Source organism: Chryseolinea sp. H1M3-3, from assembly GCF_029360725.1.
GTDB lineage: Bacteria > Bacteroidota > Bacteroidia > Cytophagales > Cyclobacteriaceae > Chryseolinea.
On sequence record NZ_JARKMY010000010.1, the window covers coordinates 712,725 to 735,318 of the forward strand.

Sequence of the window (22,594 nt, forward strand, 5' to 3'; positions counted from 1 at the left end):
AACTTATGCTTAAACCGAAATGGCGCGGCAAACTGCTTCTTTTTCTTTGGATGGCATTCTTTTGTTTCAATGCAACGCTCACGTTGGCTTCACATATGATTGCTGTCGAGATCCGGGCCAAGCCGGTTGACTGCCAGGCGCGTAGATATGAAATTACGCTCATCGCGTACGTTAACACAGCTTCGTCGGTTGCTTTTGGCGGCGGTGAACAGGATACATTATCTTTTGGAGACGGAACATCGTTACTGGTTCCTGAGCAACCTGCTACAATTATTGACCCGATTCTTAATATTGGCAGAGTTCAGTATACAGTCATTCATACTTACGCAGCTTCCGGTTATTACATATTGTCGTATAGTGAATATGCCAGAAACGAGGGCATCATTAATATGGATGAATCTGAATTTACAACATTCTATACTGAAACGGGGATTACCATCTCTTCTCAACACTGTGATTCATCACCGTACTTAACTGTTCCACCTGTCGATCGTGCCTGCAGTGGCATTGCATATTATCATAATCCTGGTGCCACAGATCCTGACGATGATAGCATTTCTTTTTCATTTATTCTTCCTAAAAGCAGTACCGATAAGGATGTAAAAAATTATCGGTACCCCAACCATACGCAATTTTATACTTCTGTCGGTATCAATTATAACCAGGCTAACGAAAATAATAATGGGCCTCCAACCTTCGTCATCGATGCGGCCGACGGCACCGTTACGTGGGACGCGCCAGGATCCCCCGGTGAATATGCTTTTGCTATTAAAATTACTGCCTGGAAATTTAATGAAACCGATAGTGCATGGGTTGAGTCAGGCTTTAGCATTCGCGACATGCAAGTTCTTGCGGAAGGTTGCTCAAATAATAAACCAGAACTAATTGTACCTGACGATATTTGTGTGACAGCAGGTACCGCTGTACAGTTCACGATACCGGCGTCTGATCCCGATGGCGATCTTGTTTCGATTGAAGCTTTCTCGGATGTTTTTTCTTTAGCGAATAGTCCGGGAAAAATAACACCTTCGGGTTCTCCCCTACAATCTACCATAGCACCTAACGATACCGCTTCAGTCCAATTTACATGGAATACAACATGCTTGCACATCAAAGGCCAGCCGTATAAAATCGTATTCAAAGTAACGGATAACCCACCCGGCGGGCCAAGGCTGGTCCAGTTTAAAACCGTTTCCATAAAAGTAATTGCACCGGTTCCTGAGATCGAAAGTATAAATGTCAACCCTGTTTCGAAAAGCGTAACGCTGGCGTGGAGTAACTATCCTTGTAAAAACATACAAAGCTTTCAGGTTTGGAGAAGGGTAGCCGAATATGTTTATGATCAGCCGGAATGTAATAATGGAATGCCTTACTTTTTACGATATACATTGTTAGCGACGCTTCCCGGCAATGTGATTACTTATACCGATTCTGATCTTTCAATCGGCGCGCAGTATTGTTACCGGATCGTCGCCCTTGTTGGTGAAAATAAAATTCCAAGCAGGATATCCCTAGATACTTGTCTTATACCAAAACCCGCAGAAGCACCAGTGATTACCAATGTTTCAATTATTGAAACCCACGAAATGAATGGAAGTATTCAAGTGCGTTGGACGTCACCGTTTGACATTGAAAAAACTCAATATCCTCCACCATACGCTTATAAAGTTTATCGCTCCAACGGGTGGGAGAATAATACCTTTACTGAACTTACCCAGGATCCCATCAGTGATACCGTCTTTATTGATACCCCTGTCAATTCTCAAACCTTCCCTTACGAATACAGAATTGAGTTGTTTGTTCCTACATTAAGTACGACACCGATCGATACTTCATCCATCGCTTCTTCAGTTTTTCTCACTGCCGAATCGCAACGGGGCCAAATCAAACTTACATGGGACGCCCAAACACCGTGGTCGAATTACGTCCAAACTTTCCCTTTCCATCTCATCTATCGCAGCGATCAAGGACTTAACGGACCGTTTATTTTGATTGATAGCGTTGATGTAATTAAATCCGGGTTTGAATACATCGATGAAGGGAAATTTCAAAACCAGCGCCTGGTGGAGGACAAGTTTTACTATTACAAAATTCTAAGCAGGGGCTCGTATGGTAACCCATCGATCAGTCAACCTTTGGAGAATTATTCGCAAGTCGTTGCTAGCGCTATCCTGGATTCAAAGCCACCGTGCACGCCAACCGTTGTAATAGACAAAATGGATTGCAGCAACCTGCCATGTGATACGGACACCTACTACAATTACATTTCTTGGAGTTATTCCGATAATAGCTGTTTGGAAGATGGCCTGACCTACCAGGTCTTTGAGGCAGACGCTGAAGGTGATGAATTCATTTTATTGACCACGGTATCGGACAATTCCTTTCGACATTCCAACCTCACTTCCCTGGCCAAATGTTACAAGGTAGTAGCCGTTGATGCTGCAGGAAATATGAGCTCTCAAAGTGAGGCTGTCTGTAACGATAATTGTCCTTACTTTGAATTACCCAATGTCTTTACACCAGGTTCTGAAGACGGCCGCAACGATCAGTTCATTGGCTTCGGGCCAGAGAATGGAGCCTCACGATGTGCAAGGTTTGTAAAACAAATCGATTTGAAAATTTATAACCGTTGGGGCACCGAGATATATTCTACAAATAAAATTGTTCCGAAGGGAGGTACTTTCCTTTGGGATGGAACATCAAATACAGGTAGACAGTTGGATTCTGGCGTTTACTATTATTCAGCCAACGTCACCTTCGATGTGAGGAATCCTGCGCAGCAAACTAAAATTATCAAAGGTTGGGTGCACCTCATTCGAAATAAATAAAAATGTTTGGATATCACGGAATATGAAAACCATTTCCGCCTCGCTCAACGCAGATTATTTCCCTCATTTTTTCGGAAATAGTTTACCTTTGTGCTCTTCAAAAGAACGCCATGGATTTAAAGCTTGTCCCCCTTAACGATTTACATACAAAACTCGGTGCTAAAATGGTACCCTTCGCAGGTTATAACATGCCTGTGCGTTATTCTTCAGATATTGAAGAGCACATGACCGTGCGTAAAGGTGTTGGTGTTTTTGATGTATCTCACATGGGAGAATTCCTCGTTCAGGGGCCGCAAGCATTGGATCTTATTCAACGCGTTACTTCCAACGATGCATCCAAGCTTATCGATGGGCAGGCGCAATATTCATGTCTACCCAACGAGACCGGCGGCATTGTCGATGATCTTATTGTATATAAAGTCAAAGACAATGATTACATGCTTGTAGTTAATGCTTCCAATATTGAAAAGGACTGGAACTGGATTACAAAATTCAACACAAAGGGAGCGACGATGAAAAACATTTCGGACGACATTTGCCTCTTTGCTGTTCAGGGTCCGAAGGCAGCGGCTACTTTGCAAAAATTAACCAAGATTGACCTGAATACTATTAAATATTATCATTTCAGCAAAGGAGAATTTGCCGGCGTTCAAGATGTTATTATTTCGAACACCGGTTATACGGGTGCAGGTGGATTTGAAATTTACATCGATAAGAAACATGCCGAGAAAACCTGGAATGCAATTTTCGAAGCCGGAAAAGAATTTGATATTAAACCTATTGGATTAGGTGCGCGCGATACATTACGACTTGAGATGGGCTTTTGTTTGTATGGCAATGACATTGATGATACTACCTCTCCACTGGAAGGAGGTTTGGGATGGATTACAAAATTTTCAAAACAGTTTACGAATTCTGATGCCCTTAAAAAGCAAAAAGAAACAGGCGTAAAACGTAAACTGGTAGGATTTAAGATGATTGATAAAGGTATTCCGCGCCATGACTACATTATCAAAACGGCCGATGGTTCATCCATAGGAAAAGTAACGTCGGGTACAATGTCGCCCGTCTTAGGAGTCGGCGTGGGGCTCGGATACGTAACAACAGAACATGCCAACCCTGACCATGAAATTTTTATCGACGTTCGCGGGCGGCTTCTGAAAGCTTCCATTCATAAATTACCTTTTATCTAACATGACGTACAGGCTTGCAGTTGCGTTTCTTTTGATCAGCGCTGGACTGTCTGCGCAAACCAAAGAAGAAGTTGCGTTAAATAATCTGGCAATATCGTTGATGGATGAAGGCAATTATAAAGAAGCGCTTATACACCTCGATAAACTCACTGCAGCCAGCGGCAATAATTTCGTCTACCGATATAATCGTGCCGTCACGCTTTTCAATTTAAAGCAATACCAGGAAGCGATTAAAGAATATAAGTTTTTGCACGAGCTGATTCCTGACCAAAGCGAATATGTATTTCAAATTGGCAATGCCTACGAACAAATCGACAGTGTAGAACAGGCGACTGATTTTTACACACAAGCAATTAACATGGATGCCGATCACTTTATTTATTTTTTCAAACGAGGCACTATCTTATTGAAACAAAACAAACTGCAAGAAGCTGTAGCGGATTTCACATCATCCATCGCCCTTAATCCAAAACATCATAATTCGTTGCACAATCGCGGCATTACATTTTATAAGCTGGGTCAAGAAAGTAAGGCCTGCGCGGATTGGTGCCAATCTTTTCAACTCGGAAATACTTATTCCAAAAGTCATATCGACCAAAACTGCAGCAAGATTCAAGCTTGTGTTCCTTCCAAATGAAAAAAGTAGATGTTTGCCTTAGTCCGGATTTAATGCATTTGTACAAAACAGATGACCGCACTGTGGTTGTTGTTGATATTCTCCGCGCAACTTCGTGTATGACTACCGCCTTCGCTTACGGAATACAAAGTATTACACCTTTTGCTTCGTTGGAGGATTGTCGGGCTATGAAGAGCAAAGGATATTTTACTTCAGGTGAGCGGGATGGCAAAAAAGTGGAAGGATTTGACTTGGGCAATTCTCCTTTTGAATACATGGCCGAAAAATTACAGGGCCAAAAAATTGCGTTCACTACCACCAACGGCACGCAAGCGATTGCCAAATCGATGGATGCAAAAGAAATTGTAATAGGGTCTTTTCTCAATTTATCAGCTGTTGCAAAACATATTCGACAATGTCAAAATGATGTACTCATTGTGTGTGCTGGATGGAAGGGTAGATTTAACTTGGAAGATACACTTTTTGCCGGCGCATTGATCGAGAGCCTTCGCAATGAAATTGAACTGGAATGCGACGCGCCGCAGGCATGCGTTCATCTTTACAAACTCGCCAAATCTAACATGATTGAATTCTTGAAAGAAGCAAGTCATGTGAAACGCTTGGCTAACCTCAATATTTTTGAAGACATTAAATTCTGTTTGACCATCGACAAATATGATGTTCTCCCAGTATTGAAAGGTTCGAAGTTTGAAGTTTGATATTCAGAAGGGTAATTCCTATCCTCTCATACATTTCATTTCCTGAGCGGTCACATCACAACATTTAAAATTCGCGGATAACATCCATCATCATACCCTCACATATATCTTCTTCTTGTCTAAGAGGTATCCTACACCCCAACACAATAGCATGAAGAATACCGCGAACAAGAACGAAGCGAAGATGGGACTTGCAAAGCTTCCAAAAAAATCCTCGTAAAGCCACGTTCTGATACTATGTTCCCGTGAAGGAACAATCAATAGCAAGATTAAACCTACTTCTGATAACAGATAAATGAAAAGTGGATTGCGTCCAAACACTTCGAAAAAATAAGTCCAGCGCCGGCTTTTCTTTATATCCACGACATACATTAAAGCAGCCAGAACAACTGTGCCCAGCCCAACCGTGAGCAATACAAATGAACTCGTCCAGAGTTTTTTGTTGATGGGAAAAAACATGTCCCAGACAAGTGCGGCAAAGATCAGAACGGCGCCTGTCAACAAAAGCTTAGTAATAGACTCGTAAGAACTTTTATTTTTCCGAATATAATCGCCAACCAGGTAACCAACGATGACATTTACAATTGCAGGAAGGGTGCTCAGCAGTCCTTCCGGATCAAATGCAACCCCTTCCCCGTGATATAAATGCTTTTCACCAAATATCAACAAGTCAAGTTTAGATCCATAATTTCCCAACATACTATAGGGGTCATTTGCATCACCGAAAGCATACAATATTATCCAATAACCGAAGAGTGCAAATACACTGAACCAGATGGCAAAGTTTCTCGAACTATAATACAGTATTATTGACGCAAAGAAATAACACAACGCTATACGTTGTAACACCCCAAGAATTCGTGTTTCCGCAATAGGCTTTAACTCCAATCCACCTCCTTCGGCTGTTTGAAAAAAAGGAAACCAATACATGAGATAACCCAACAAAAAAATGATCACGGTTCGTTTGATGGTCTTCTTCCAAAAAACGTCGGCCCCCAGCGACTGATACTTAGGCATTACAAAAGCCATGGCATTACCGACAGCAAACAGGAAGGACGGAAAAACGAGATCGGTAGGTGTAAATCCATGCCACGGAGCATGCAGCAATGGTGCGTAAGCAATGTGCCAGCTACCGGGAGAATTTACTACGATCATAAAACAAACAGTCATTCCCCGGAATACATCCAGTGCAAGGTAGCGTTGATTGTCGGTCATGGTGGCTCAGGATTTATCTAAAGCTCCTGGATTTTTCTCAGAGGTGCAAGCCGATTAATGTTATAATCTACTGGCACAACACACACCACGAAAGTGTTAACTGTGCCTACGGAAAAGTAAATTTGAGACCTGCCTACTGAAAGCAGGTCTCTGTATTCTGACAGGGGTTATGTGAGCTTGGGATTTTGATGGTGACGATCTTTGTCACGAAGTGTTTTTTTTTCCAGGTTTTTAGCGAAGACTTCTGTAAGGTTAACACCTGTTTGATTGGCCAGGCAAATTAATACCCAAAGAACATCGGCTAATTCATCCCCCAGATCTTTGTGTTTATCCGATTCTTTCTCAGATTGCTCTCCGTATCGACGGGCGATAATACGGGCAACTTCGCCTACCTCCTCCGTTAGCATGGCCATATTAGTAAGTTCATTAAAGTACCGTACGCCATTCGTCTTGATCCATTGATCCACCACCTGTTGAGCCTGCTCTAAAGTCATACAAATCTATTTGGTGTATTGAACAACAGCATCGATAATACTTTTCGAAACCTGCTGCTGATTGTTTTCATCCGTCATAAAGGAACGGTCTGTGTTATTTGATAAATAACCTAATTCCAAAATAATAGAGGGGACATTATTTTTACTTAAAATATAAGGATCAGATTTTTTTATACCCGTTACCGAAATTCCTTTCAACGACTGAAGTTGTTGAACAACTTTTTCAGCCAGCATTTTACTTTCATTGAAACGGCTATTCCTTTCACTTACAAAACATTCAATCCCAGAAGTGGAGGCATTATTGTCGTAGTTCATGTGGAGCGAAATGAATGCATCGGCCGCATGGCGGGTCGTCAGCATAACTCTGTCTTCCAACGTTAAGCCATTGTCGTTGTTACGCGTGAGAATCACTTTCACATTTTTAGCCTCGCCCATTTGTTGTATCTGCTTCGCCAAGGTGAGAACGATTGATTTTTCATTTATGCCTTTGGTTTCACTCCCAGCATCATTACCTCCATGACCAGCGTCGACAATAATAACCACTTGTCCATCTTTGTTATGGTCGTAGCTACTATCAAAAGACACTGATGACGCCACGGGGGTTGAGAAGGCAAACAACAACATGCAGACGACGGGCATAGAGATCGCATAAATGAGTAAGAACCGGAGAGAACTTTTGTTTTTGGTCATCATAAGAATTCTTTGTTTAATGGTTTGAGAATAAAATTTACTAATGTGTATGGTTGAGCTATTGGCTTGCAAGTGGAGCAGTAAACAGTCAAGATAATGTTCCAGCTGCGCTCCCTTGTTCAATACAAAAGCGTCCGCCTCATATTCATGTTGCATCTTTATTGACTGACTGTACCATATCATCACGGGATTGAACCAAATGACGATTCTTGCTATTTCAACAATCATCAAATCAAACCAGTGGCGATGCTTAACGTGAGCAATTTCGTGCTCCAATATCAAACTACTCACATTCCGCTTTGGCAAGAAGATGAGATTAAAAAATGAAAATGGTTCCTCAATATCACTATATACAATCACGGCCTGTCTATGTATTGATGTCGTTGACCGTCGCTTTAACTGCAGTAATCCTGTAACCGAGCATACAATCCTTAAGAGAACCGAAATACATCCAAGCCAGTAGATGATAGAAATGATCGAATAAACAGACAGCAACGGAGACTCGAGAAGTATCTCGGTATCTTGTTGCAGGGCTTGGAATGAAGTCGAGGAAATAAAATCTGATGCTGTCAAGTGGTAATCAGGTGCTACGCTGGAAAAATTCAATAATGGAAGTATAAAAGAACCTAACAGACAGACTACGAGGTAAATTCGATTCACCAGGAAAAAGGTCAAATTTCTAAAAAATATAACGTAGAGGATATAGAAAATTGTGATACACGCATTAACCTGAATAAGGTACCATAGATTCTCCATCGCCTACTTTTTTTTGGTTTTTAATTTTTTGATGCGGTCATCAATGAGCTTCTTAATTTCTTCGAGTTCATAAAGATTAAGCTTGGCGTTCGAGAAATAAGAAACCATGGTGGCTGGTGAGCCCTGAAAATAATTCGAAATCATCGGTTTTACCTGATGCTGAAAATATTCGGACTTGGAAATTTTGGGATAGTATTCATTTACTTTGCCATAAGTCCTGAAGCTGATGAAACCTTTTTTCACCAGAACTCTAATGACCGTTGACACTGTAGTGTATGCAGGGCGCGGCTCCGGAAATTTTTCAAGAATATCTTTTAAAAACCCCCGCTCCATCTCCCATAAATATTGCATCACCTGTTCTTCTGCCTTTGTAAGTGTTTTTAATATCATGGCAGAAAGGTATAACTATATTTATAGTAATCAAACTATTTTTATAGTAATTATGAACACATAATTATTTTTGAAATCAAAAAGTATAAGTTTTCAAAGATTGCTATTGAAGTTTTTCCCTGAGTTTTTCCGGAATCCTGGCAACCTTTCGTGTATCGTAATCAAAACAAACAATTCCGGTTTTACCTCTTGCAACTTCTTTCCCGGTTGCCTTATTATCGATGAGATAGTGCATATCGAATCCGTATTTATTAAAGTCCGAGACACCCACTTTGATTGTCAGCTCATCACCTAAAAATGATTCTGACTTATATTGAACCGCCGCATCTGCAATGACTTGACCGATGGATCCTTCAAAATTAAGTTCATTTTTAAATCCGAGGGTTTGGTAAAATTTTATACGTGCCTCTTGCATTATCGTAAGAATGGTATCGTGGCCAACGTGATTCCCGTAGTTGAGATCAGATGCACGAACCGTAAGTTCAGTAGAGAACAAGAATTTCTCAGGTAAATTAAGTTGGATACGTGCCATGATATTAATCTGATTTCTTAATTACAAACTCTTCCACAAATACAATGTGGCGTAAGCTTCCCAGCCTTTATATTTCTTAAATATTTTTTTAACTTCTTCCAACGTCGGCTTTCTTTTCAGTTTTTTCAAATTCTTTATTGCGTTGTGAATACCTGCATCCTCCAGCGGAAATGCATCCGCATGGCGAAAGGTTTTCATAAGTGCATAGTTTGCCGTCCAGTTACCGATGCCTTTGATTTTCATGAGCAATTCTTTTGCTTCTTTTAATGGAAGGTTTACAAGCTTCTCCTTGGAGACATGACCTTTTGCAAATGCTTGTGCAATATTAATCGTATATGCTGCCTTCTGTCTAGAGAACTGCAAAGGTAAAAGTTGTTCAGGTGTAAGTCGAGCAACTGCGTCAGGCGTGGGAAACAAATAGTATGTCTCTTCTTTTAGCGTTACTTCCTCTCCGAACTGCTCAACGAATCTTTGTTTCAAGGTGTAAGCAAATTGAAGATTGATCTGCTGGCCCAGTACCGCCCAAACGATTGATTCAAACAGGTCGGGCTGCCCAACAATACGGTATCCATAAAAACTTTCGACCAGACCCTTTAGTAATTTATCTTTTTGACACATAACGTAAAATGGCTTAAGGTCCGTATCAAGATCCAACCATTCCCGAATGTATTTAACAACTTCGGTTGCCTGTGCTACAGTGACATTGGTGTTTAGAAAATCTACTATTAAATCCTGCTCATCATAATGAATAGAAAAAATAATAATCGCATCATCAATCCTTAATGCCTTCTCGATTCTATCCTCAACAACTTTATGTAACAACTCCCGGGGTGAGCGCTTTAAGAAAGTCAGCGCAAGCTCGTAGCTGAATTCCTGGGGAGGTGGTATACGCAGAGATTTCATTAGACGTTTAAAAGAAATTTCAAGATAGTAAATCGCTGGTTCCTTGTGAAAAGAAAATAAGGTAGCAATGGAGATTCCAAATCGCTAAACAACGGAAATTATGCTATGGTTTCCGCAAGATCCGGGTTGATTGTACTATTTCCATAGAGAACCTTTGTAGACAAAACATTTATCTATGATTTCTACTTTTCCATCTCACGCTTCAGCATTGGACACCTCCATCAAAAACATGCATTGGAATAATATCGCCGATAATCTTAACACTAGAGGATTTAGTATTATTCGTAATGTTTTACCGCCTGAGATTTGCAGCGAGCTGATTGCCTTATATCAACACCCGGAACAATATCGAAGCATTATCAATATGCAGCGATACCGGTTCGGACAAGGAGAATATAAATATTTCAGTTATCCACTTCCATCCTATGTTCAATCTTTACGTGAATCGTTTTATCCGCCGTTGGCTTCTATTGCAAATGAATGGATGGGGAACCTTAATATCGATACGCTATTTCCGGAACAACATCGTAATTTGATAAATCAATGTCGTGAGCACGATCAATTGCGTCCTACTCCCTTGATTCTACGGTATGAGCGCGGTGGATTTAATACATTGCACCAGGACTTGTATGGCGAGATCTATTTCCCGTTCCAGATTGTTTTCGTACTAACCCAACCAGGGCAGGATCATGAAGGAGGAGAATTTGTGTTGACCGAACAGATTCCAAGAGCTCAATCACGGGTTTGCGTACTTCAACCTAACCAGGGAGATGCCGTAGTCTTTACCACTAACTTCAGGCCCGTGAAAGGCTCGAAAGGATATTATCGGGCTAAAATGAAACACGGTGTAAGTGAAATCAAGAGCGGCATCAGATATTCCTTAGGTATTATTTTTCATGATGCGAAATAACGTTGCATCACAAGAACATCTGGTTCAATTCGCTATGTCATGTGATTCTTGTAACCGCATCGAATAAAATGATAAACCATACAACCATTGGCCGTGAAAACCTGCTGAAAAAAATTAAAGATCAACGCATACGCTATGCAGGCAATGCACGCTTAAAAATCTTTGGCCGATTGAATTGTAAGTCAGGCAAAAGAATGAAAAAGCAACACAGAGTATTTTTTGAAACAGAAACGGAAGCCATCTTCTTTGGATTCCGTCCCTGCGGTCATTGCATGCCTGGTAAATACAAAAAATGGAAACTCGACAACTAATATTATTTTTTTGCAACCTGTGTTGCTTTCAGGTTGTCGGCAACCAGCAACACAAAATCTTTTCCTTTAACAAATCCTTTCCCCCATTCTGCATCGAATTTGCTAGCGATGGGCAGACCGGATAGTTCTTCTGTTTTTTTTCCTTTCTTCAACGCGGCGGCTACTTCATCACGAATTTCTGCCAAGTGGTCTCTGAAATTTTTAACATCCCCTTTCCTGCATAATTCCCCATGACCTGGAATCACTTTTGTATTGTCATCCATCATCGCCAAGATCGCATCCAACGATGAGATGAAGCCATTGATGGAGCCACCATTTCCATAATCAATGTAAGGATACCCATAGGTTACAAACATATCGCCCATGTGGAAAACATTTACTTTTTTAAAATGGACAACCACATCGCCGTCGGTATGCGCCGGGTTTACGTGAACCAGTTCAATGTCTTCCTGATTCAAATAAAAATTAAGTTTTTCCGAAAACGTAATAACCGGCCATGCCTCTTCGGGTCTTGGAGGAGTAACATTTTTATTGGTGGGATTCACCTGCTCTTTCGACATTCTTTCACGGACTTTATCATGCGCTACAATTGTTGCCCCCATCCGTTTAAAATTTTCATTTCCCCCTGAATGATCTCCATGAAGATGTGTGTTAATCAAAAAGCGTATATCATTTGGACTTAAGGTCTTAATAGCACCATTGATTTTATTGGACAGGGGTGCAAATTGGTCATCGATCATCAAGGTTCCTTCTTTTCCTATGAATACGCCTATATTACCCCCGGAGCCTTTCAGAAAATAAAGATTCTCGGCTACCAGGACCGGTTTGATGTTAACGGTATCAAAGTTATTCTGAGCCTGTGCCACGAGACAGGAACTACCAATGAGTAGTAATAGAAAAGTCTTTTTCATAAGTGACTAGTTGTTCTTAAATATAAGAAAAGGTGATTTACTTATTGTCACTAGATTTTTAAACGGAACGCTTTTGATTTATGAGGATTATGCGCAAGAACCGGGTTGAAGAGATGCACAGGCAATGGCAATTTTGAATCATAAATTCAATAGTTTTATGATACTGACAACGAACGAACACCATATCAATTACCAGCGAATAGAGCAGGCAATTCTATACCTGGAGGAAAATTTTAAACGTCAACCAGAACTGGATGAAGTGGCGGAAAAAGTACACCTGTCTCCATTCCATTTTCAACGGATCTTTACGGAATGGGCGGGAATAAGTCCAAAACGGTTTTTACAATTTCTCACGGTCGATTATCTGAAAGAACAACTTGATCGTACCAAGAATCTAAACGAAGCTGCTGAACAAGCGGGACTTTCAAGCCAGTCGAGGGTGTACGATCTTTTCACAACACTTGAAGCGGTCACCCCACAAGAGTACAGACAACAAGGCGCAGGCATTCGTATTGAATACGGTATTCATGAAACGCCGTTCGGGATTTGCCTGTTGGGTGTAACAGAGAGAGGCATTTGCTGGCTGTCCTTTCTACATACTGATGAAGATCCTAAACGAGAAATTGAATTGATGAAACAGCATTGGAATAACTCCACCTTTCATCAAAATCAAGAACTCACGGCTGCATTTATAGAGAAGATCTTTGCTGCCAACAAAAGCAAAAATCCGGAGAAACTCCATGTCTTTGTAAAAGGAACGAACTTTCAGTTAAAAGTATGGGAAGCGCTTCTGAAAGTTCCTATGGGGGAAGTAACTACATATCAAAATATTGCAGTCTCCATTCAAAGTCCAAAGGCTATGCAAGCGGTGGGATCTGCCGTGGGATCAAATCACATTGCATATCTCATCCCTTGTCACCGTGTTATTCGAAAAGATGGAATTCTCGGTGAATATCGGTGGAGCTCAGCGCGCAAGAAAAGTATGATTGGCTGGGAAATGGCAAAAAGTCAAAAACAGTTGCCGCTTGATTAATCCAATTTTTTCAATTGGATATTTCTGAAATCAATGGGCTGGCCTTCACTTTGTAATGCGATGTAGCCGGATTTTAACGGTTTGCCTACCTGCCACAGCGTACTGTCGTATCCTTGCACCACGCCTCCTCCCATCGTTGGCTTGCTGTATTGCAAAACCGTGTCACCGTTAATAATATGCGTGATGAGAGAGTCGCCTAAAACAATCAGTTCTGCTTTTACCCACTCATCTTTATCATAAGTTTTGGAAGAAGAATTCAAGCAATGACCATCATATATTTTTCCTTCATAGACTATTTCAGTGCCCGGTGAACACATGTTACCTGTGGGGCGAGGTTTGCCATCCCCCAGTCCAGCTAAAAATTGCATCTCGATAGAAATTGGCCAGTTTTGTTCTTTTAAAATGGTATTGGGATCCTGCGAATGATACATAACGCCACTGTTTAAGATTGTATAATCCGGAGCTCCCTTCTGCAATTCTCCTGTAAAGTGATATTCCAATTTTAAATGGAAGTGCGAGAAAGGTGTTTTATAATATAAGTGTGAAAACTGGTCGTTGAAGTCTTCATATTGATCGTATCTTACTTTAATGATACCATCTTCAACACGAAAGGTATTGCCAAAATTCACACCTGCATCATGATGGTGCACTTTAACAATCCAGTCATTCAAATCCTTGCCATTAAATAGTTGTATCCATTCCTCCGTTTTCTCTTCAGCGTCCCCTCCCGTTTTAGCATCTTTTGAAGTGCCGCAGGCGCTGAGGAACAAAACCAGCATGACAATTGAAAAGTAGTTTAACATATGCATGTTCATTCAATAGGTCGCGAAGGTACTATATGTTCACAGACAAGTCTAGCGAAGGCTAAACTTTTCGGAAATTTTGACCTTTACCTTCGATGGTTCGATGAACGCAATTCGTTATCTTTAATTCACATGTAAATTAGCCTTATGAAACGGATTCTGTTGTTTGCAACACTTTTTCTTATGACCCTGAATTTGCAACTGCTTGCTCAAGATGAAGTTGCTCAAGTGGTTGTTTATAGGATACCCGCGCATAGCCCTGTTAACAAAATGCCTTGGTATAATGATGTCTATCGCTTTTCAGATTTTCACTCTGGTACAGTTCTTTATGCATCACGGCGCAAAAACGCTGAAACCCTAAAATTGAATTACAATCTTTACTATGAAAAGATGGAGTGTATCAACGGGAAGGGAGACACAGTTTTATTAAAAACAGGTAAACTTAAATTTGTTAACATCGGCGGCAGGGATTTCCTCTTCGATAATGTTAAAGGTTTCATTGAGATCGTTGCTGATACACCTGTTGCTCTAGGCATAAAAACGTTTATGACTCAAATAACTATGGATTATATTATAGGAAAGGGTTGGGCTGCCGAGAACAAGACCAGTGGAATACTGGCAGGCCCGACCAGGACTTTTGAAGGAGTCTTTGACCTACGCACAAGTCCATCGATATATAGTCGTTACTACAAGAAAGACCTTGCCTTTTTCTTCATCGATCGTAAGACCAGTATACACAAAGCTGTCAAACCATCGATCCTGAAAATATTCGCACCATACGCTGAAAAAATCAATGAATACCTGGAAACAAATCCGGTTGATTTCAATCGTCAGGAGGATCTGATCAGGCTGCTAACGTTCTGTCACAACCTGACAAATTCATAATTGTTTTTACATTCTTCACGATGTTTACTTACCAAACTATACTTTTGTAAACTTTCCGCCGCCTCCTCCCAGCGTTGGCTTGTTGTATTGCAAAATCGTGTCTCCATTTACAATATGCGTGATGTTCACAAACAAAGTCCAGTGCTAAGTTTTTGGAAATTTTGATCGCTCTATTCGCTGGTTCAATGAACATTTTTCACTTATCTTTAATTAGCACTTAAAGTTGAAGCTATGAAAAGCATCCCGTTGTTTGCATTTCTATTGTTTACGATCCTGAATTTTTCAGCGTTTTCTCAGGATGAGGACGGTCAACAAATTGTAGTTTACAAGGTGCCTGCGCATAACGCTGTTAATAAAATGCCCTGGTATAATGAGGTCTACCGATTTGCAGAGTTTCAACCTGGCACCGTTCTTTATGCTTCCAGCCGCAAAGACACGGAAACCCTAAAATTGAATTACAATCTTACTATGAAAAGGTTGAATGGATCAACGAGCAGGGAGATACTGTCTTATTAAAAACCGGTAGACTTAAATTTGTTAACATCGGTGGGACGGCTTTCCTCTTCGATAATGTTAAAGGTTTTATTGAGATTGTCGCCGACGCACCAGTCGCTTTGGGTGTAAAAACTTTTATGGCTTCAGCAAAAATGGATTATGTTGTTGGAACGGGTTGGGTTGCCGAGTATGAGACCAGCGGAATACAGGCCAGTCCGAGTAGGACTTTTGAAGAAGGCTTTGACCTGCGCACGAGCCCCTCGGTATATGATCGTTACTATAAAAAAGACGTTTCCTATTTCTTCATCGATCGCAGAACCAGTGTACACAAAGCCATCAAACCTTCGGTTCTTAAACTATTCTCACCGTATGCTGAAAAAATAAATAAATACCTGGAAACAGATCCTGTTGATTTCAATCGTCAGGAAGACCTTATCAGACTGCTAAATTTTTGTCATAATCTGCGACATAACTAAATGATCATGTTCTTTCTGATGTCTTTTTTTACTTGGCCTCAATAATTTTATAAACTTTTCCAGTACTATATAGTAAAATCTTTTTGCTGTAATAGACCCACGGAGGTTTTGCCATCGTACCCTGCACCACGCAAATTATGATCGCTACATACTGATTCAATGGCGTTATTCATTATCTTTAATTACAGTTAAAATTAGCATTATGAAAAGCATCCCGTTGTTCGCATTTACATTATATATGATCCTGAATTTCCCAATGTTTGCTCAGGATGAGGATGGCCAACAAATTGTCATTTATGAGGTACCTGCGAATATCGCGGTTAATAAGATGCCCTGGTATAAGGACGTCTACCTATTTTCAGATTTCCAAGCTGGCACCGTTGTTTATGCTTCCAGGCGCAAAGACAATGAAACTCTCAAATTGAATTACAACCTTTACTATGAAAAGGTGGAGTGTATCAATAAGCAGGGAGATACTGTCTTGTTAAAAACCCAGAAACTTAAATTTGTTACCATCGGTGGCACACCTTTCCTCTTCGATAATGTTAAAGGCTTTATTGAGATTGTGGGTGACGCACCCGTCGCTTTGGGTGTAAAAACTTTTATGGTGGGAAATTTTGGCAATGACCTGCGCACGAGCCCATCCGCGTATGATCGTCGCTACATAAAAAATGTTTCCTATTTCTTCATCGATCGTAGAACCAGTGTACACAAAGCCATCAAGCCTTCGATCCTGAAACTATTCGCACCGTATGCTGAAAAAATCAATGAATACCTGGAAACAAATCCTGTTGATTTCAATCGTCAGGAGGATCTGATCAGGCTTCTAAACTTTTGTCATAGCCTGCGACATACATGATTGTATTACGTCATTCCGAATGTGTTACTTGGCAGCCATAAAATTTTATAAACTTTTTCGGAACTGTATGCCAGCACGGATAAAGTCTTGTTGCTGTCTTCATCAAAAGATGATAGACTCTCTGGAAGATTTGCTGCCGTAATCGGGTGCCAACTACGATATTTGAATGATTTACAATCACTTCTTCCGCCGAAATAGGGATTTCCTTAAGACTTATCTACCTTTGCCCGCCTAAACCGCCTTGGAATGATTAAGCTTATAATTTATGCACTCAAGCGTTTCGCTTGGTTTAAACGTCTAAATGCTAAAGTAACGTATGAGCTTTTGGCCAAACGTGTGCCGGCCGCAGAATGGCAGTTCATGAATTATGGTTACGTTCCAAATCCCAATGAAAAACCGATTGAGGTGCCTGAAGATCCGTCAATTCAAAAATATCCGTTACAAATGTATCATTACCTGGCACTGAAAACGGATCTTGGTGGAAAGAAAGTGCTTGAAGTGGGAAGCGGTCGTGGCGGTGGAGCAAAACACGTCGCAAGCGCACTTAAACCAGCATCCTATATTGGTATGGACCTCGCTCAAAACGCTGTCGACCTGGCAAACAAACTTCACCATGTTCCTAATTTAAAATTTATTCAAGGAAGCGCCGAGGAAATTCCTTTGCCCGACAATAGCGTCGACGTTGTTCTCAATGTGGAATCATGCCATGCTTATGGTTCTGTCGAAAAATTTATCAATGAAGTAAAACGGGTACTTAAGCCGAACGGCACATTTGCTTTGGTTGATTTTCGCGATGCGGATAAAATGTATGTACTCCGTCAGCAACTAAAAAATTCCGGACTTACCTGGATTGAAGAAGAAGATATTTCAAGCAATGTTGTTCGCGCAATTGAGGCAGAAGATGAAGTAAAGAAAGCTCGCATTAAAAAGTTGTTCCCACCCAAATGGCAAAAACTATTTGGAGAGTTTGCTGGAGTTGTAGGCTCAACATTTCATACTAAAATGAAAAATGGCGTAAAAGTCTACCACAGGTTTGTCTTAAAAAAGCCTGCTTAACGAAGTTAAACTTACCCATAACCTTTAAGTTCAAGATTTAAGGTTTCACCTTTTTATTATTTATTTTTTAAGGGCGGTTTGAATGAAACAAGCTTAATAAAAAGGCCTTTGTTTTTAATTGAATAAAAAATTACGCAACCGTTGGTTTCATTACATCTTCATTTCAGATATAAAATCTGAACATGGATACTCCCCCGCCAGAAAGCTCATATAGGTTAAGGTTGCAAGCCGCACTGGGTCTTGTAAATTCTTCACGTACTTAAATCATTACAATATGTTCCGAATAGCTTTTCTCATTGCATCCTTATGCATTTTCACGCTGATCGTGAACGCGCTGATTATTCAATTAGATAATTACTTCAACAAGAAAAAACAAAGTAAGAAATGACAACTATCCAAAACATGTTACCAATCACGAATTTTAAAAGAACTATCGTTTTAGGTGTCCTCATCGTCTTCGCGCTCATTATGTTTTTAATGATCAATCCATTCTCATGGAATGACGCTGGAAACCGAACGGTGGTTGAAAGAACTACCGGTGAACAGATCGTACAGTTCGCTCCGGGAATATTTTATGCAGGCTTTTTCGCTAAAGAAAAGGAATGGCCAAATCAAATCTCCGTTACATATCAGGCGGAAACGCCTACCATGGAGCTTGAAGACAATGGTATCGAAGTCGGTAAAATCCAAATACGATTTAGTGATGCGACCACGGCCGACGTAAAAGGAATCACCCAGTATATACTTCCGTCAGACGAAAAGGAAATGATATTGATCCATAATACGCACCGTACACCAGTTTCATTGGTGCAAAAACGCTTGGCACCCTATACCAAGGAATGTTTGCAATCTTCTGCACAGTTGATGAGCAGTGAAAAACACTACGGTGGAGGGCGTGCGCAAATGGCTCAGGACTTCTTGGATCAGCTGAAAGACGGTGTATACTTACTTCGTACGGAGGAAAACCTGGTATACGACTCTCTTGAGAAGGAAAAGAAGCGCGTATATCAAACGGAAGTGCAGGTGGATAAGAAAACAGGACAGGCAAAGCGAAAAATATCTTCCATAAAAGAATACGGTATCACAGTAGCTGACGCGGCGATAACGGATGTAGACTATGAAGAAAAAGTTGACACTAAGCTGGTGAAGTCATCGATGCAGCAACAAAGCCGGCCATATCCAAACAAGAACTGATGACTGCGCAACAACAAACTTTAACAGCAAAAGCGAAAGGTGAACAAGCCCTTGTAGAAATAGAATATCAGCAAAAACAGGAACAAACAAAACAAGTGGTAGAAGCTGAAACTCGGGTGAAGGTCGCTGAACAAGACCGTCTGCAACAAAAAATTGCGTATGAAGCAGCCATTTTAGAATCGAAGAAAATTAAAGAGTTGGCAGATGCTGAAGCGTATTCAAAATCAAAAATAATGCAGGCTGACGGCGCACTGGAAATGAAGCTGAAAGCACAGGTAGAGGTGCAACGGGTATGGGCCGATGCCTTTAGTAAGTATACTGGAGCCGTTGTGCCTCAATTCCAAACAGGAGGCGGTGCAACAACCAATGGTGCGTTGAATTTTATGGATATTATGACAGCCAAAACTGCAAAAGATTTCGCGATAGAATTAAAACAAAAGTAGATTTAATCTCAACATGGATTTAAAGGGCGGACGAACTCCGCTCTTTTTATTTGTGTCTCTGCTAAGGAACAGATCTATAAACTCGTTCCGTGACAAATTCGAGATTACCTTCTCCATATTTGGGACTATTTTTCTCCGAAAGCTTTCATTTAGCATGATTTTAAAGGGTTCATGTCCATGGCACGGTATTGACAATATACCATGGAAACTGACCTGTTATGAAACCTATATTCTTAATGTATTTTTCGCTCGTTGTTGTTAGCATGCTAATCTTTGCAGTCGTGTACACACTATTCAAGGATATCGTTGAAGCGCATCCTGAGACTTTTTCTATCGGACTGGGGACATCACTACTTATTGGAATGTACGGCATGATGGACAACATTATTTCAAATACCACACACGACAAATTACCGAAGTACGAATAATTTTTTAAACCTGGTTTAAAGAGCCCATTTTTTAAAAAGGCTGCTGGCAACAGTGGCCTTTTTTTATGTTTCTATGCTGAGACTATTAATCATCCATTGTGTGTAAACCAGTATCGTAAGGGTTAGACATCGTTATAAGCCGCTGTAATTTCATACGATGAAAAGAAATTTTTACGCGTAGTATAACCTTTCATGGCTAGAAAAGTTAGTAAGTCGTATATCTTTGCGTTCCAAAAAAATAAACAACTAAACTTTTTAAACATGATCGGAAAAACAAAATTCTTTGCAGGCCTGGTAGGTCTTGTGTTACTGGTTCTGGTGGCTGGATGTAAGGACGATGATCCGCAACCCGCATTCGAATATCAAACCCAAGGGTTTATTAAAGGGAAATTCACAGGTGTATCGAAAGACAATTCGTATACATTCAATGAGGATTTTAACTATTCACAATACAGCATCCTGTTTGGGGGCTTCGCTGAATACGAAATAAATGATGATGGAAGCTACTCAGTGCAACTATACCGGGCCAACTTTGCTAGCCTTGGTGCTGCTACCATCAGATTTGAATTGGATAACGCCACTGACACAACGCCCGACAATGTGATAATCAGTTTCGAATACAATAAAGAGTTGAATGACAAATTCCTTACTTTCACTATGGAGTCGGATTTTGATAACACAACTACCGTGACGGACCTGACATTCGATTCAGGCACTGGTAGATTTAAAGGAAAATTCTCTTTGACTGGTGCTGATAATTCATCAGGTAAGAACGCATCGGTGACGGGAGAATTTGATCTCATCGCAAAAAGACCGGTGCAATAACTTCTTGGATTGAATTGATTTTAAAAAAAGGGATGCAAAGTTTGTGTCCCTTTCTTTTTTACCTTCGCTATAGAATATCACCCTGCTGCCATGAAAAAAAAATCATTATTACTCTTAACTCTTGGCTTATGGTTCAATGCTCATGTCATTGCACAATCCGTTAATCTTTTTAACGGTAAAGATTTAAAGGGATGGCACATCGATGTCCCTGATATGGATAAAGATCCTCAGCTTAAAAGTCCCTTCATTGTGCGAAACGGTATGCTGGTCAGCTTAGGAACGCCTGGAGGCCATATTATTACTGATACGCAATACAAAGATTACCGGTTAGAGGCAAAATATCGATTTGTAGGAAAGCCTGGAAATTGCGGAATATTGGTTCATGCCTCTACACCTCGCGCGTTGTATAGCATGTTTCCAAAGTCAATTGAAGTACAGCTCATGCACGAAAATGCCGGCGATTTCTGGTGTATCGTGGAGGACATTCGTGTTCAAGACATGGAAAAAAGGAGAGGACCAAAAGAAGAATGGGGTGTTACAGAGGGTAAACAAAGACGAATAATTAATTTAACTGACGGCTCAGAAAAACCACTTGGAGAGTGGAATGATATTAAAATAGAGTGTTTGAATAACGCAATTAAGGTTTGGGTCAATGGCGACCTTGTAAATCACGGTTTTGATTGCACAGCGCAAAAAGGTCAGATCGCATTACAGGCCGAAGGGGCTGAAGTGGAATTTGAAAAGGTGACGTTAACACCAATTACAAAACTCACCGACTAGGTTAGGGTTTGCCTGCTAAATCAGCAGTGGTTAAAAATTTTTAAAGGGAGTGGATAAAAAATCCCTTAAACAATCTTATTTAAAATATTACTTCGCAGCCGCAAGTAACTCGTTTGGATTGGTCGACGCCGGTACCATCGCAGAATTCTCTGTTGCTTCCTCAACAACAACGATTTGCATTGCTCTTTTCTTACTTACCCTGCTGGAGAGTTTGCTATTCTCAGATTCAGGCAAATAAGCATGGTCCATTTTACTAATCGCATTTCCCAGCAATTCCAATTGAACCAAGCACAGCGATATCTTGTCAGCTTCAGCAGATTGTGGTACACCTGTTATGTTGAAACCCATTAATGATCCGTCATTATTATATATATGAGTGTAACCAAGTGTTGGATATTTTACATGCGCCTCATGCAATTTCGTAGCAAGATCTTGAATTGATTCAACAGCAGTTGTGTATTCGGCCTGCGAATTAATTGTATATAAATGGGCAGTAGCTGGTGCTTGAGCGAACAAATTAAAACTTGCTAAAAGGCCTGCTGAGATCCCTAGTGCAATTAACAATTTTTGTCTGATGGATGGTTTCATGGGGGTTCGGTTGATTTTTCTCTGCTCGTTTTATGTTATGAAAGTATAGGTGTTTTAAGCGCTTAACAATGACGAAAACATTCGGTTGAAGATGATCTGTGTCATCGCTTCTATTCCCAAACTTTTGGTGACTAATAGAGAAAATTTATGCCAAGTTGGAGAAACCGGCTTTTTTCGTTGAAATTCGGCTTTCGGGGGTTTAATACGTGGATTCTTCTCTACAATGCGCTGAGCGATTAAAAAACGCCTCAATTCTGGATG

The 22,594-nt window shown here is 40.6% G+C and carries 26 protein-coding genes; 17 read left to right on the forward strand and 9 right to left on the reverse strand.

Annotated features, from left to right (window positions below; all coding sequences use genetic code 11):
- Positions 1–5: 5 nt before the first annotated feature.
- The 4 genes from P2W71_RS19800 to P2W71_RS19815 all read left to right on the forward strand — a co-directional run bounded on the left by P2W71_RS19800 (position 6) and on the right by P2W71_RS19815 (position 5,356).
- The gene (locus P2W71_RS19800; protein ID WP_276373055.1) at positions 6–2,828 is read left to right on the forward strand and encodes a gliding motility-associated C-terminal domain-containing protein; all 2,823 of its coding nucleotides are present in this window, start codon (positions 6–8) and stop codon (positions 2,826–2,828) included.
- Positions 2,829–2,938: 110 nt separating this feature from the next.
- The gene (gene gcvT, locus P2W71_RS19805) at positions 2,939–4,021 is read left to right on the forward strand and encodes a glycine cleavage system aminomethyltransferase GcvT (RefSeq protein ID WP_276373056.1); all 1,083 of its coding nucleotides are present in this window, start codon (positions 2,939–2,941) and stop codon (positions 4,019–4,021) included.
- 1 nt (position 4,022) lies between these two features.
- Positions 4,023–4,658, forward strand: a complete 636-nt coding sequence (locus tag P2W71_RS19810) for a tetratricopeptide repeat protein (protein WP_276373057.1) — start codon at positions 4,023–4,025, stop codon at positions 4,656–4,658.
- On the forward strand, positions 4,655–5,356 hold the full coding sequence (locus P2W71_RS19815; protein WP_276373058.1) for a 2-phosphosulfolactate phosphatase: 702 nt from the start codon (positions 4,655–4,657) through the stop codon (positions 5,354–5,356). Before P2W71_RS19810 ends, P2W71_RS19815 begins: the two co-directional genes overlap by 4 nt.
- 90 nt (positions 5,357–5,446) lie before the next feature.
- On the opposite strand, the gene P2W71_RS19820 is transcribed toward P2W71_RS19815, so the two are convergent.
- The 6 genes from P2W71_RS19820 to P2W71_RS19845 all read right to left on the reverse strand — a co-directional run bounded on the left by P2W71_RS19820 (position 5,447) and on the right by P2W71_RS19845 (position 10,336).
- Complete coding sequence (locus P2W71_RS19820; RefSeq protein ID WP_276373059.1) at positions 5,447–6,571, reverse strand: DUF5009 domain-containing protein; 1,125 nt, start codon at positions 6,569–6,571, stop codon at positions 5,447–5,449.
- 167 nt (positions 6,572–6,738) lie between these two features.
- Positions 6,739–7,065 carry a nucleotide pyrophosphohydrolase gene (locus P2W71_RS19825; RefSeq protein ID WP_276373060.1) on the reverse strand — a complete coding sequence of 109 codons (327 nt, stop codon included), beginning with the start codon at positions 7,063–7,065 and terminating at the stop codon, positions 6,739–6,741.
- Between the two features lie 6 nt (positions 7,066–7,071).
- A complete protein-coding gene (locus P2W71_RS19830) occupies positions 7,072–8,511 on the reverse strand; it encodes a M56/M15 family metallopeptidase (RefSeq protein ID WP_276373061.1) in 1,440 nt (479 codons plus the stop codon).
- Positions 8,512–8,514: 3 nt separating this feature from the next.
- Complete coding sequence (locus P2W71_RS19835) at positions 8,515–8,901, reverse strand: BlaI/MecI/CopY family transcriptional regulator (protein WP_276373062.1); 387 nt, start codon at positions 8,899–8,901, stop codon at positions 8,515–8,517.
- A gap of 103 nt (positions 8,902–9,004) precedes the next feature.
- Positions 9,005–9,433: a thioesterase family protein gene (locus P2W71_RS19840; protein ID WP_276373063.1), complete on the reverse strand. Its 429-nt coding sequence runs from the start codon at positions 9,431–9,433 to the stop codon at positions 9,005–9,007.
- Between the two features lie 21 nt (positions 9,434–9,454).
- Positions 9,455–10,336, reverse strand: a complete 882-nt coding sequence (locus tag P2W71_RS19845) for a DNA-3-methyladenine glycosylase (RefSeq protein WP_276373064.1) — start codon at positions 10,334–10,336, stop codon at positions 9,455–9,457.
- 175 nt (positions 10,337–10,511) lie between these two features.
- Here P2W71_RS19845 and P2W71_RS19850 point away from each other — a divergent pair, with 175 nt between their 5' ends.
- The gene (locus P2W71_RS19850) at positions 10,512–11,246 is read left to right on the forward strand and encodes a 2OG-Fe(II) oxygenase (protein WP_276373065.1); all 735 of its coding nucleotides are present in this window, start codon (positions 10,512–10,514) and stop codon (positions 11,244–11,246) included.
- A gap of 68 nt (positions 11,247–11,314) precedes the next feature.
- Positions 11,315–11,557 (forward strand): Ada metal-binding domain-containing protein, encoded by a 243-nt coding sequence (locus P2W71_RS19855; protein WP_276373066.1) that lies wholly within the window; start codon positions 11,315–11,317, stop codon positions 11,555–11,557.
- Positions 11,558–11,559: 2 nt separating this feature from the next.
- Here the strand turns inward: P2W71_RS19855 and P2W71_RS19860 are convergent, their stop codons facing one another.
- Positions 11,560–12,468: an MBL fold metallo-hydrolase gene (locus P2W71_RS19860; protein ID WP_276373067.1), complete on the reverse strand. Its 909-nt coding sequence runs from the start codon at positions 12,466–12,468 to the stop codon at positions 11,560–11,562.
- A 157-nt stretch (positions 12,469–12,625) separates the two neighbouring features.
- Here P2W71_RS19860 and P2W71_RS19865 point away from each other — a divergent pair, with 157 nt between their 5' ends.
- A complete protein-coding gene (locus P2W71_RS19865; RefSeq protein WP_276373068.1) occupies positions 12,626–13,501 on the forward strand; it encodes a methylated-DNA--[protein]-cysteine S-methyltransferase in 876 nt (291 codons plus the stop codon).
- Here the strand turns inward: P2W71_RS19865 and P2W71_RS19870 are convergent.
- Complete coding sequence (locus P2W71_RS19870; RefSeq protein ID WP_276373069.1) at positions 13,498–14,304, reverse strand: DUF1080 domain-containing protein; 807 nt, start codon at positions 14,302–14,304, stop codon at positions 13,498–13,500. The genes P2W71_RS19865 and P2W71_RS19870 overlap by 4 nt on opposite strands.
- A 147-nt stretch (positions 14,305–14,451) precedes the next feature.
- Here P2W71_RS19870 and P2W71_RS19875 point away from each other — a divergent pair, with 147 nt between their 5' ends.
- The 10 genes from P2W71_RS19875 to P2W71_RS19920 all read left to right on the forward strand — a co-directional run bounded on the left by P2W71_RS19875 (position 14,452) and on the right by P2W71_RS19920 (position 21,745).
- On the forward strand, positions 14,452–15,189 hold the full coding sequence (locus P2W71_RS19875; RefSeq protein ID WP_276373070.1) for a hypothetical protein: 738 nt from the start codon (positions 14,452–14,454) through the stop codon (positions 15,187–15,189).
- A gap of 231 nt (positions 15,190–15,420) precedes the next feature.
- Positions 15,421–15,705: a hypothetical protein gene (locus P2W71_RS19880; RefSeq protein WP_276373071.1), complete on the forward strand. Its 285-nt coding sequence runs from the start codon at positions 15,421–15,423 to the stop codon at positions 15,703–15,705.
- 116 nt (positions 15,706–15,821) lie between these two features.
- Positions 15,822–16,160 carry a hypothetical protein gene (locus P2W71_RS19885; RefSeq protein ID WP_276373072.1) on the forward strand — a complete coding sequence of 113 codons (339 nt, stop codon included), beginning with the start codon at positions 15,822–15,824 and terminating at the stop codon, positions 16,158–16,160.
- A 202-nt stretch (positions 16,161–16,362) separates the two neighbouring features.
- Positions 16,363–17,019 (forward strand): hypothetical protein, encoded by a 657-nt coding sequence (locus tag P2W71_RS19890; protein ID WP_276373073.1) that lies wholly within the window; start codon positions 16,363–16,365, stop codon positions 17,017–17,019.
- A 246-nt stretch (positions 17,020–17,265) separates the two neighbouring features.
- Positions 17,266–18,075 carry a class I SAM-dependent methyltransferase gene (locus P2W71_RS19895; RefSeq protein WP_276373074.1) on the forward strand — a complete coding sequence of 270 codons (810 nt, stop codon included), beginning with the start codon at positions 17,266–17,268 and terminating at the stop codon, positions 18,073–18,075.
- 384 nt (positions 18,076–18,459) lie between these two features.
- Entirely contained in the window at positions 18,460–19,269 is an 810-nt protein-coding gene (locus tag P2W71_RS19900) for an SPFH domain-containing protein (RefSeq protein ID WP_276373075.1), read from the forward strand.
- Positions 19,269–19,712, forward strand: a complete 444-nt coding sequence (locus tag P2W71_RS19905; protein ID WP_276373077.1) for a hypothetical protein — start codon at positions 19,269–19,271, stop codon at positions 19,710–19,712. The genes P2W71_RS19900 and P2W71_RS19905 overlap by 1 nt, the downstream gene beginning before the upstream one ends.
- A 218-nt stretch (positions 19,713–19,930) precedes the next feature.
- On the forward strand, positions 19,931–20,140 hold the full coding sequence (locus tag P2W71_RS19910; RefSeq protein ID WP_276373078.1) for a hypothetical protein: 210 nt from the start codon (positions 19,931–19,933) through the stop codon (positions 20,138–20,140).
- A 261-nt stretch (positions 20,141–20,401) separates the two neighbouring features.
- Positions 20,402–20,965 carry a hypothetical protein gene (locus tag P2W71_RS19915; RefSeq protein ID WP_276373079.1) on the forward strand — a complete coding sequence of 188 codons (564 nt, stop codon included), beginning with the start codon at positions 20,402–20,404 and terminating at the stop codon, positions 20,963–20,965.
- A 90-nt stretch (positions 20,966–21,055) separates the two neighbouring features.
- Entirely contained in the window at positions 21,056–21,745 is a 690-nt protein-coding gene (locus P2W71_RS19920; RefSeq protein ID WP_276373080.1) for a DUF1080 domain-containing protein, read from the forward strand.
- 87 nt (positions 21,746–21,832) lie between these two features.
- On the opposite strand, the gene P2W71_RS19925 is transcribed toward P2W71_RS19920, so the two are convergent.
- A complete protein-coding gene (locus tag P2W71_RS19925) occupies positions 21,833–22,333 on the reverse strand; it encodes a hypothetical protein (protein WP_276373081.1) in 501 nt (166 codons plus the stop codon).
- Positions 22,334–22,594 lie beyond the last annotated feature (261 nt).

Excerpts from the sequence above, each read along its gene's own strand:
- P2W71_RS19800 (WP_276373055.1), top strand. The coding sequence starts at position 6 with ATGCTTAAACCGAAATGGCGCGGCAAACTGCTTCTTTTTCTTTGGATG.
- gcvT (WP_276373056.1), top strand. The coding sequence starts at position 2,939 with ATGGATTTAAAGCTTGTCCCCCTTAACGATTTACATACAAAACTCGGT.
- P2W71_RS19810 (WP_276373057.1), top strand. The coding sequence starts at position 4,023 with ATGACGTACAGGCTTGCAGTTGCGTTTCTTTTGATCAGCGCTGGACTG.
- P2W71_RS19815 (WP_276373058.1), top strand. The coding sequence starts at position 4,655 with ATGAAAAAAGTAGATGTTTGCCTTAGTCCGGATTTAATGCATTTGTAC.
- P2W71_RS19820 (WP_276373059.1), bottom strand. The coding sequence starts at position 6,571 with ATGACCGACAATCAACGCTACCTTGCACTGGATGTATTCCGGGGAATG.
- P2W71_RS19825 (WP_276373060.1), bottom strand. The coding sequence starts at position 7,065 with ATGACTTTAGAGCAGGCTCAACAGGTGGTGGATCAATGGATCAAGACG.
- P2W71_RS19830 (WP_276373061.1), bottom strand. The coding sequence starts at position 8,511 with ATGGAGAATCTATGGTACCTTATTCAGGTTAATGCGTGTATCACAATT.
- P2W71_RS19835 (WP_276373062.1), bottom strand. The coding sequence starts at position 8,901 with ATGATATTAAAAACACTTACAAAGGCAGAAGAACAGGTGATGCAATAT.
- P2W71_RS19840 (WP_276373063.1), bottom strand. The coding sequence starts at position 9,433 with ATGGCACGTATCCAACTTAATTTACCTGAGAAATTCTTGTTCTCTACT.
- P2W71_RS19845 (WP_276373064.1), bottom strand. The coding sequence starts at position 10,336 with ATGAAATCTCTGCGTATACCACCTCCCCAGGAATTCAGCTACGAGCTT.
- P2W71_RS19850 (WP_276373065.1), top strand. The coding sequence starts at position 10,512 with ATGATTTCTACTTTTCCATCTCACGCTTCAGCATTGGACACCTCCATC.
- P2W71_RS19855 (WP_276373066.1), top strand. The coding sequence starts at position 11,315 with ATGATAAACCATACAACCATTGGCCGTGAAAACCTGCTGAAAAAAATT.
- P2W71_RS19860 (WP_276373067.1), bottom strand. The coding sequence starts at position 12,468 with ATGAAAAAGACTTTTCTATTACTACTCATTGGTAGTTCCTGTCTCGTG.
- P2W71_RS19865 (WP_276373068.1), top strand. The coding sequence starts at position 12,626 with ATGATACTGACAACGAACGAACACCATATCAATTACCAGCGAATAGAG.
- P2W71_RS19870 (WP_276373069.1), bottom strand. The coding sequence starts at position 14,304 with ATGTTAAACTACTTTTCAATTGTCATGCTGGTTTTGTTCCTCAGCGCC.
- P2W71_RS19875 (WP_276373070.1), top strand. The coding sequence starts at position 14,452 with ATGAAACGGATTCTGTTGTTTGCAACACTTTTTCTTATGACCCTGAAT.
- P2W71_RS19880 (WP_276373071.1), top strand. The coding sequence starts at position 15,421 with ATGAAAAGCATCCCGTTGTTTGCATTTCTATTGTTTACGATCCTGAAT.
- P2W71_RS19885 (WP_276373072.1), top strand. The coding sequence starts at position 15,822 with ATGGCTTCAGCAAAAATGGATTATGTTGTTGGAACGGGTTGGGTTGCC.
- P2W71_RS19890 (WP_276373073.1), top strand. The coding sequence starts at position 16,363 with ATGAAAAGCATCCCGTTGTTCGCATTTACATTATATATGATCCTGAAT.
- P2W71_RS19895 (WP_276373074.1), top strand. The coding sequence starts at position 17,266 with ATGATTAAGCTTATAATTTATGCACTCAAGCGTTTCGCTTGGTTTAAA.
- P2W71_RS19900 (WP_276373075.1), top strand. The coding sequence starts at position 18,460 with ATGACAACTATCCAAAACATGTTACCAATCACGAATTTTAAAAGAACT.
- P2W71_RS19905 (WP_276373077.1), top strand. The coding sequence starts at position 19,269 with ATGACTGCGCAACAACAAACTTTAACAGCAAAAGCGAAAGGTGAACAA.
- P2W71_RS19910 (WP_276373078.1), top strand. The coding sequence starts at position 19,931 with ATGAAACCTATATTCTTAATGTATTTTTCGCTCGTTGTTGTTAGCATG.
- P2W71_RS19915 (WP_276373079.1), top strand. The coding sequence starts at position 20,402 with ATGATCGGAAAAACAAAATTCTTTGCAGGCCTGGTAGGTCTTGTGTTA.
- P2W71_RS19920 (WP_276373080.1), top strand. The coding sequence starts at position 21,056 with ATGAAAAAAAAATCATTATTACTCTTAACTCTTGGCTTATGGTTCAAT.
- P2W71_RS19925 (WP_276373081.1), bottom strand. The coding sequence starts at position 22,333 with ATGAAACCATCCATCAGACAAAAATTGTTAATTGCACTAGGGATCTCA.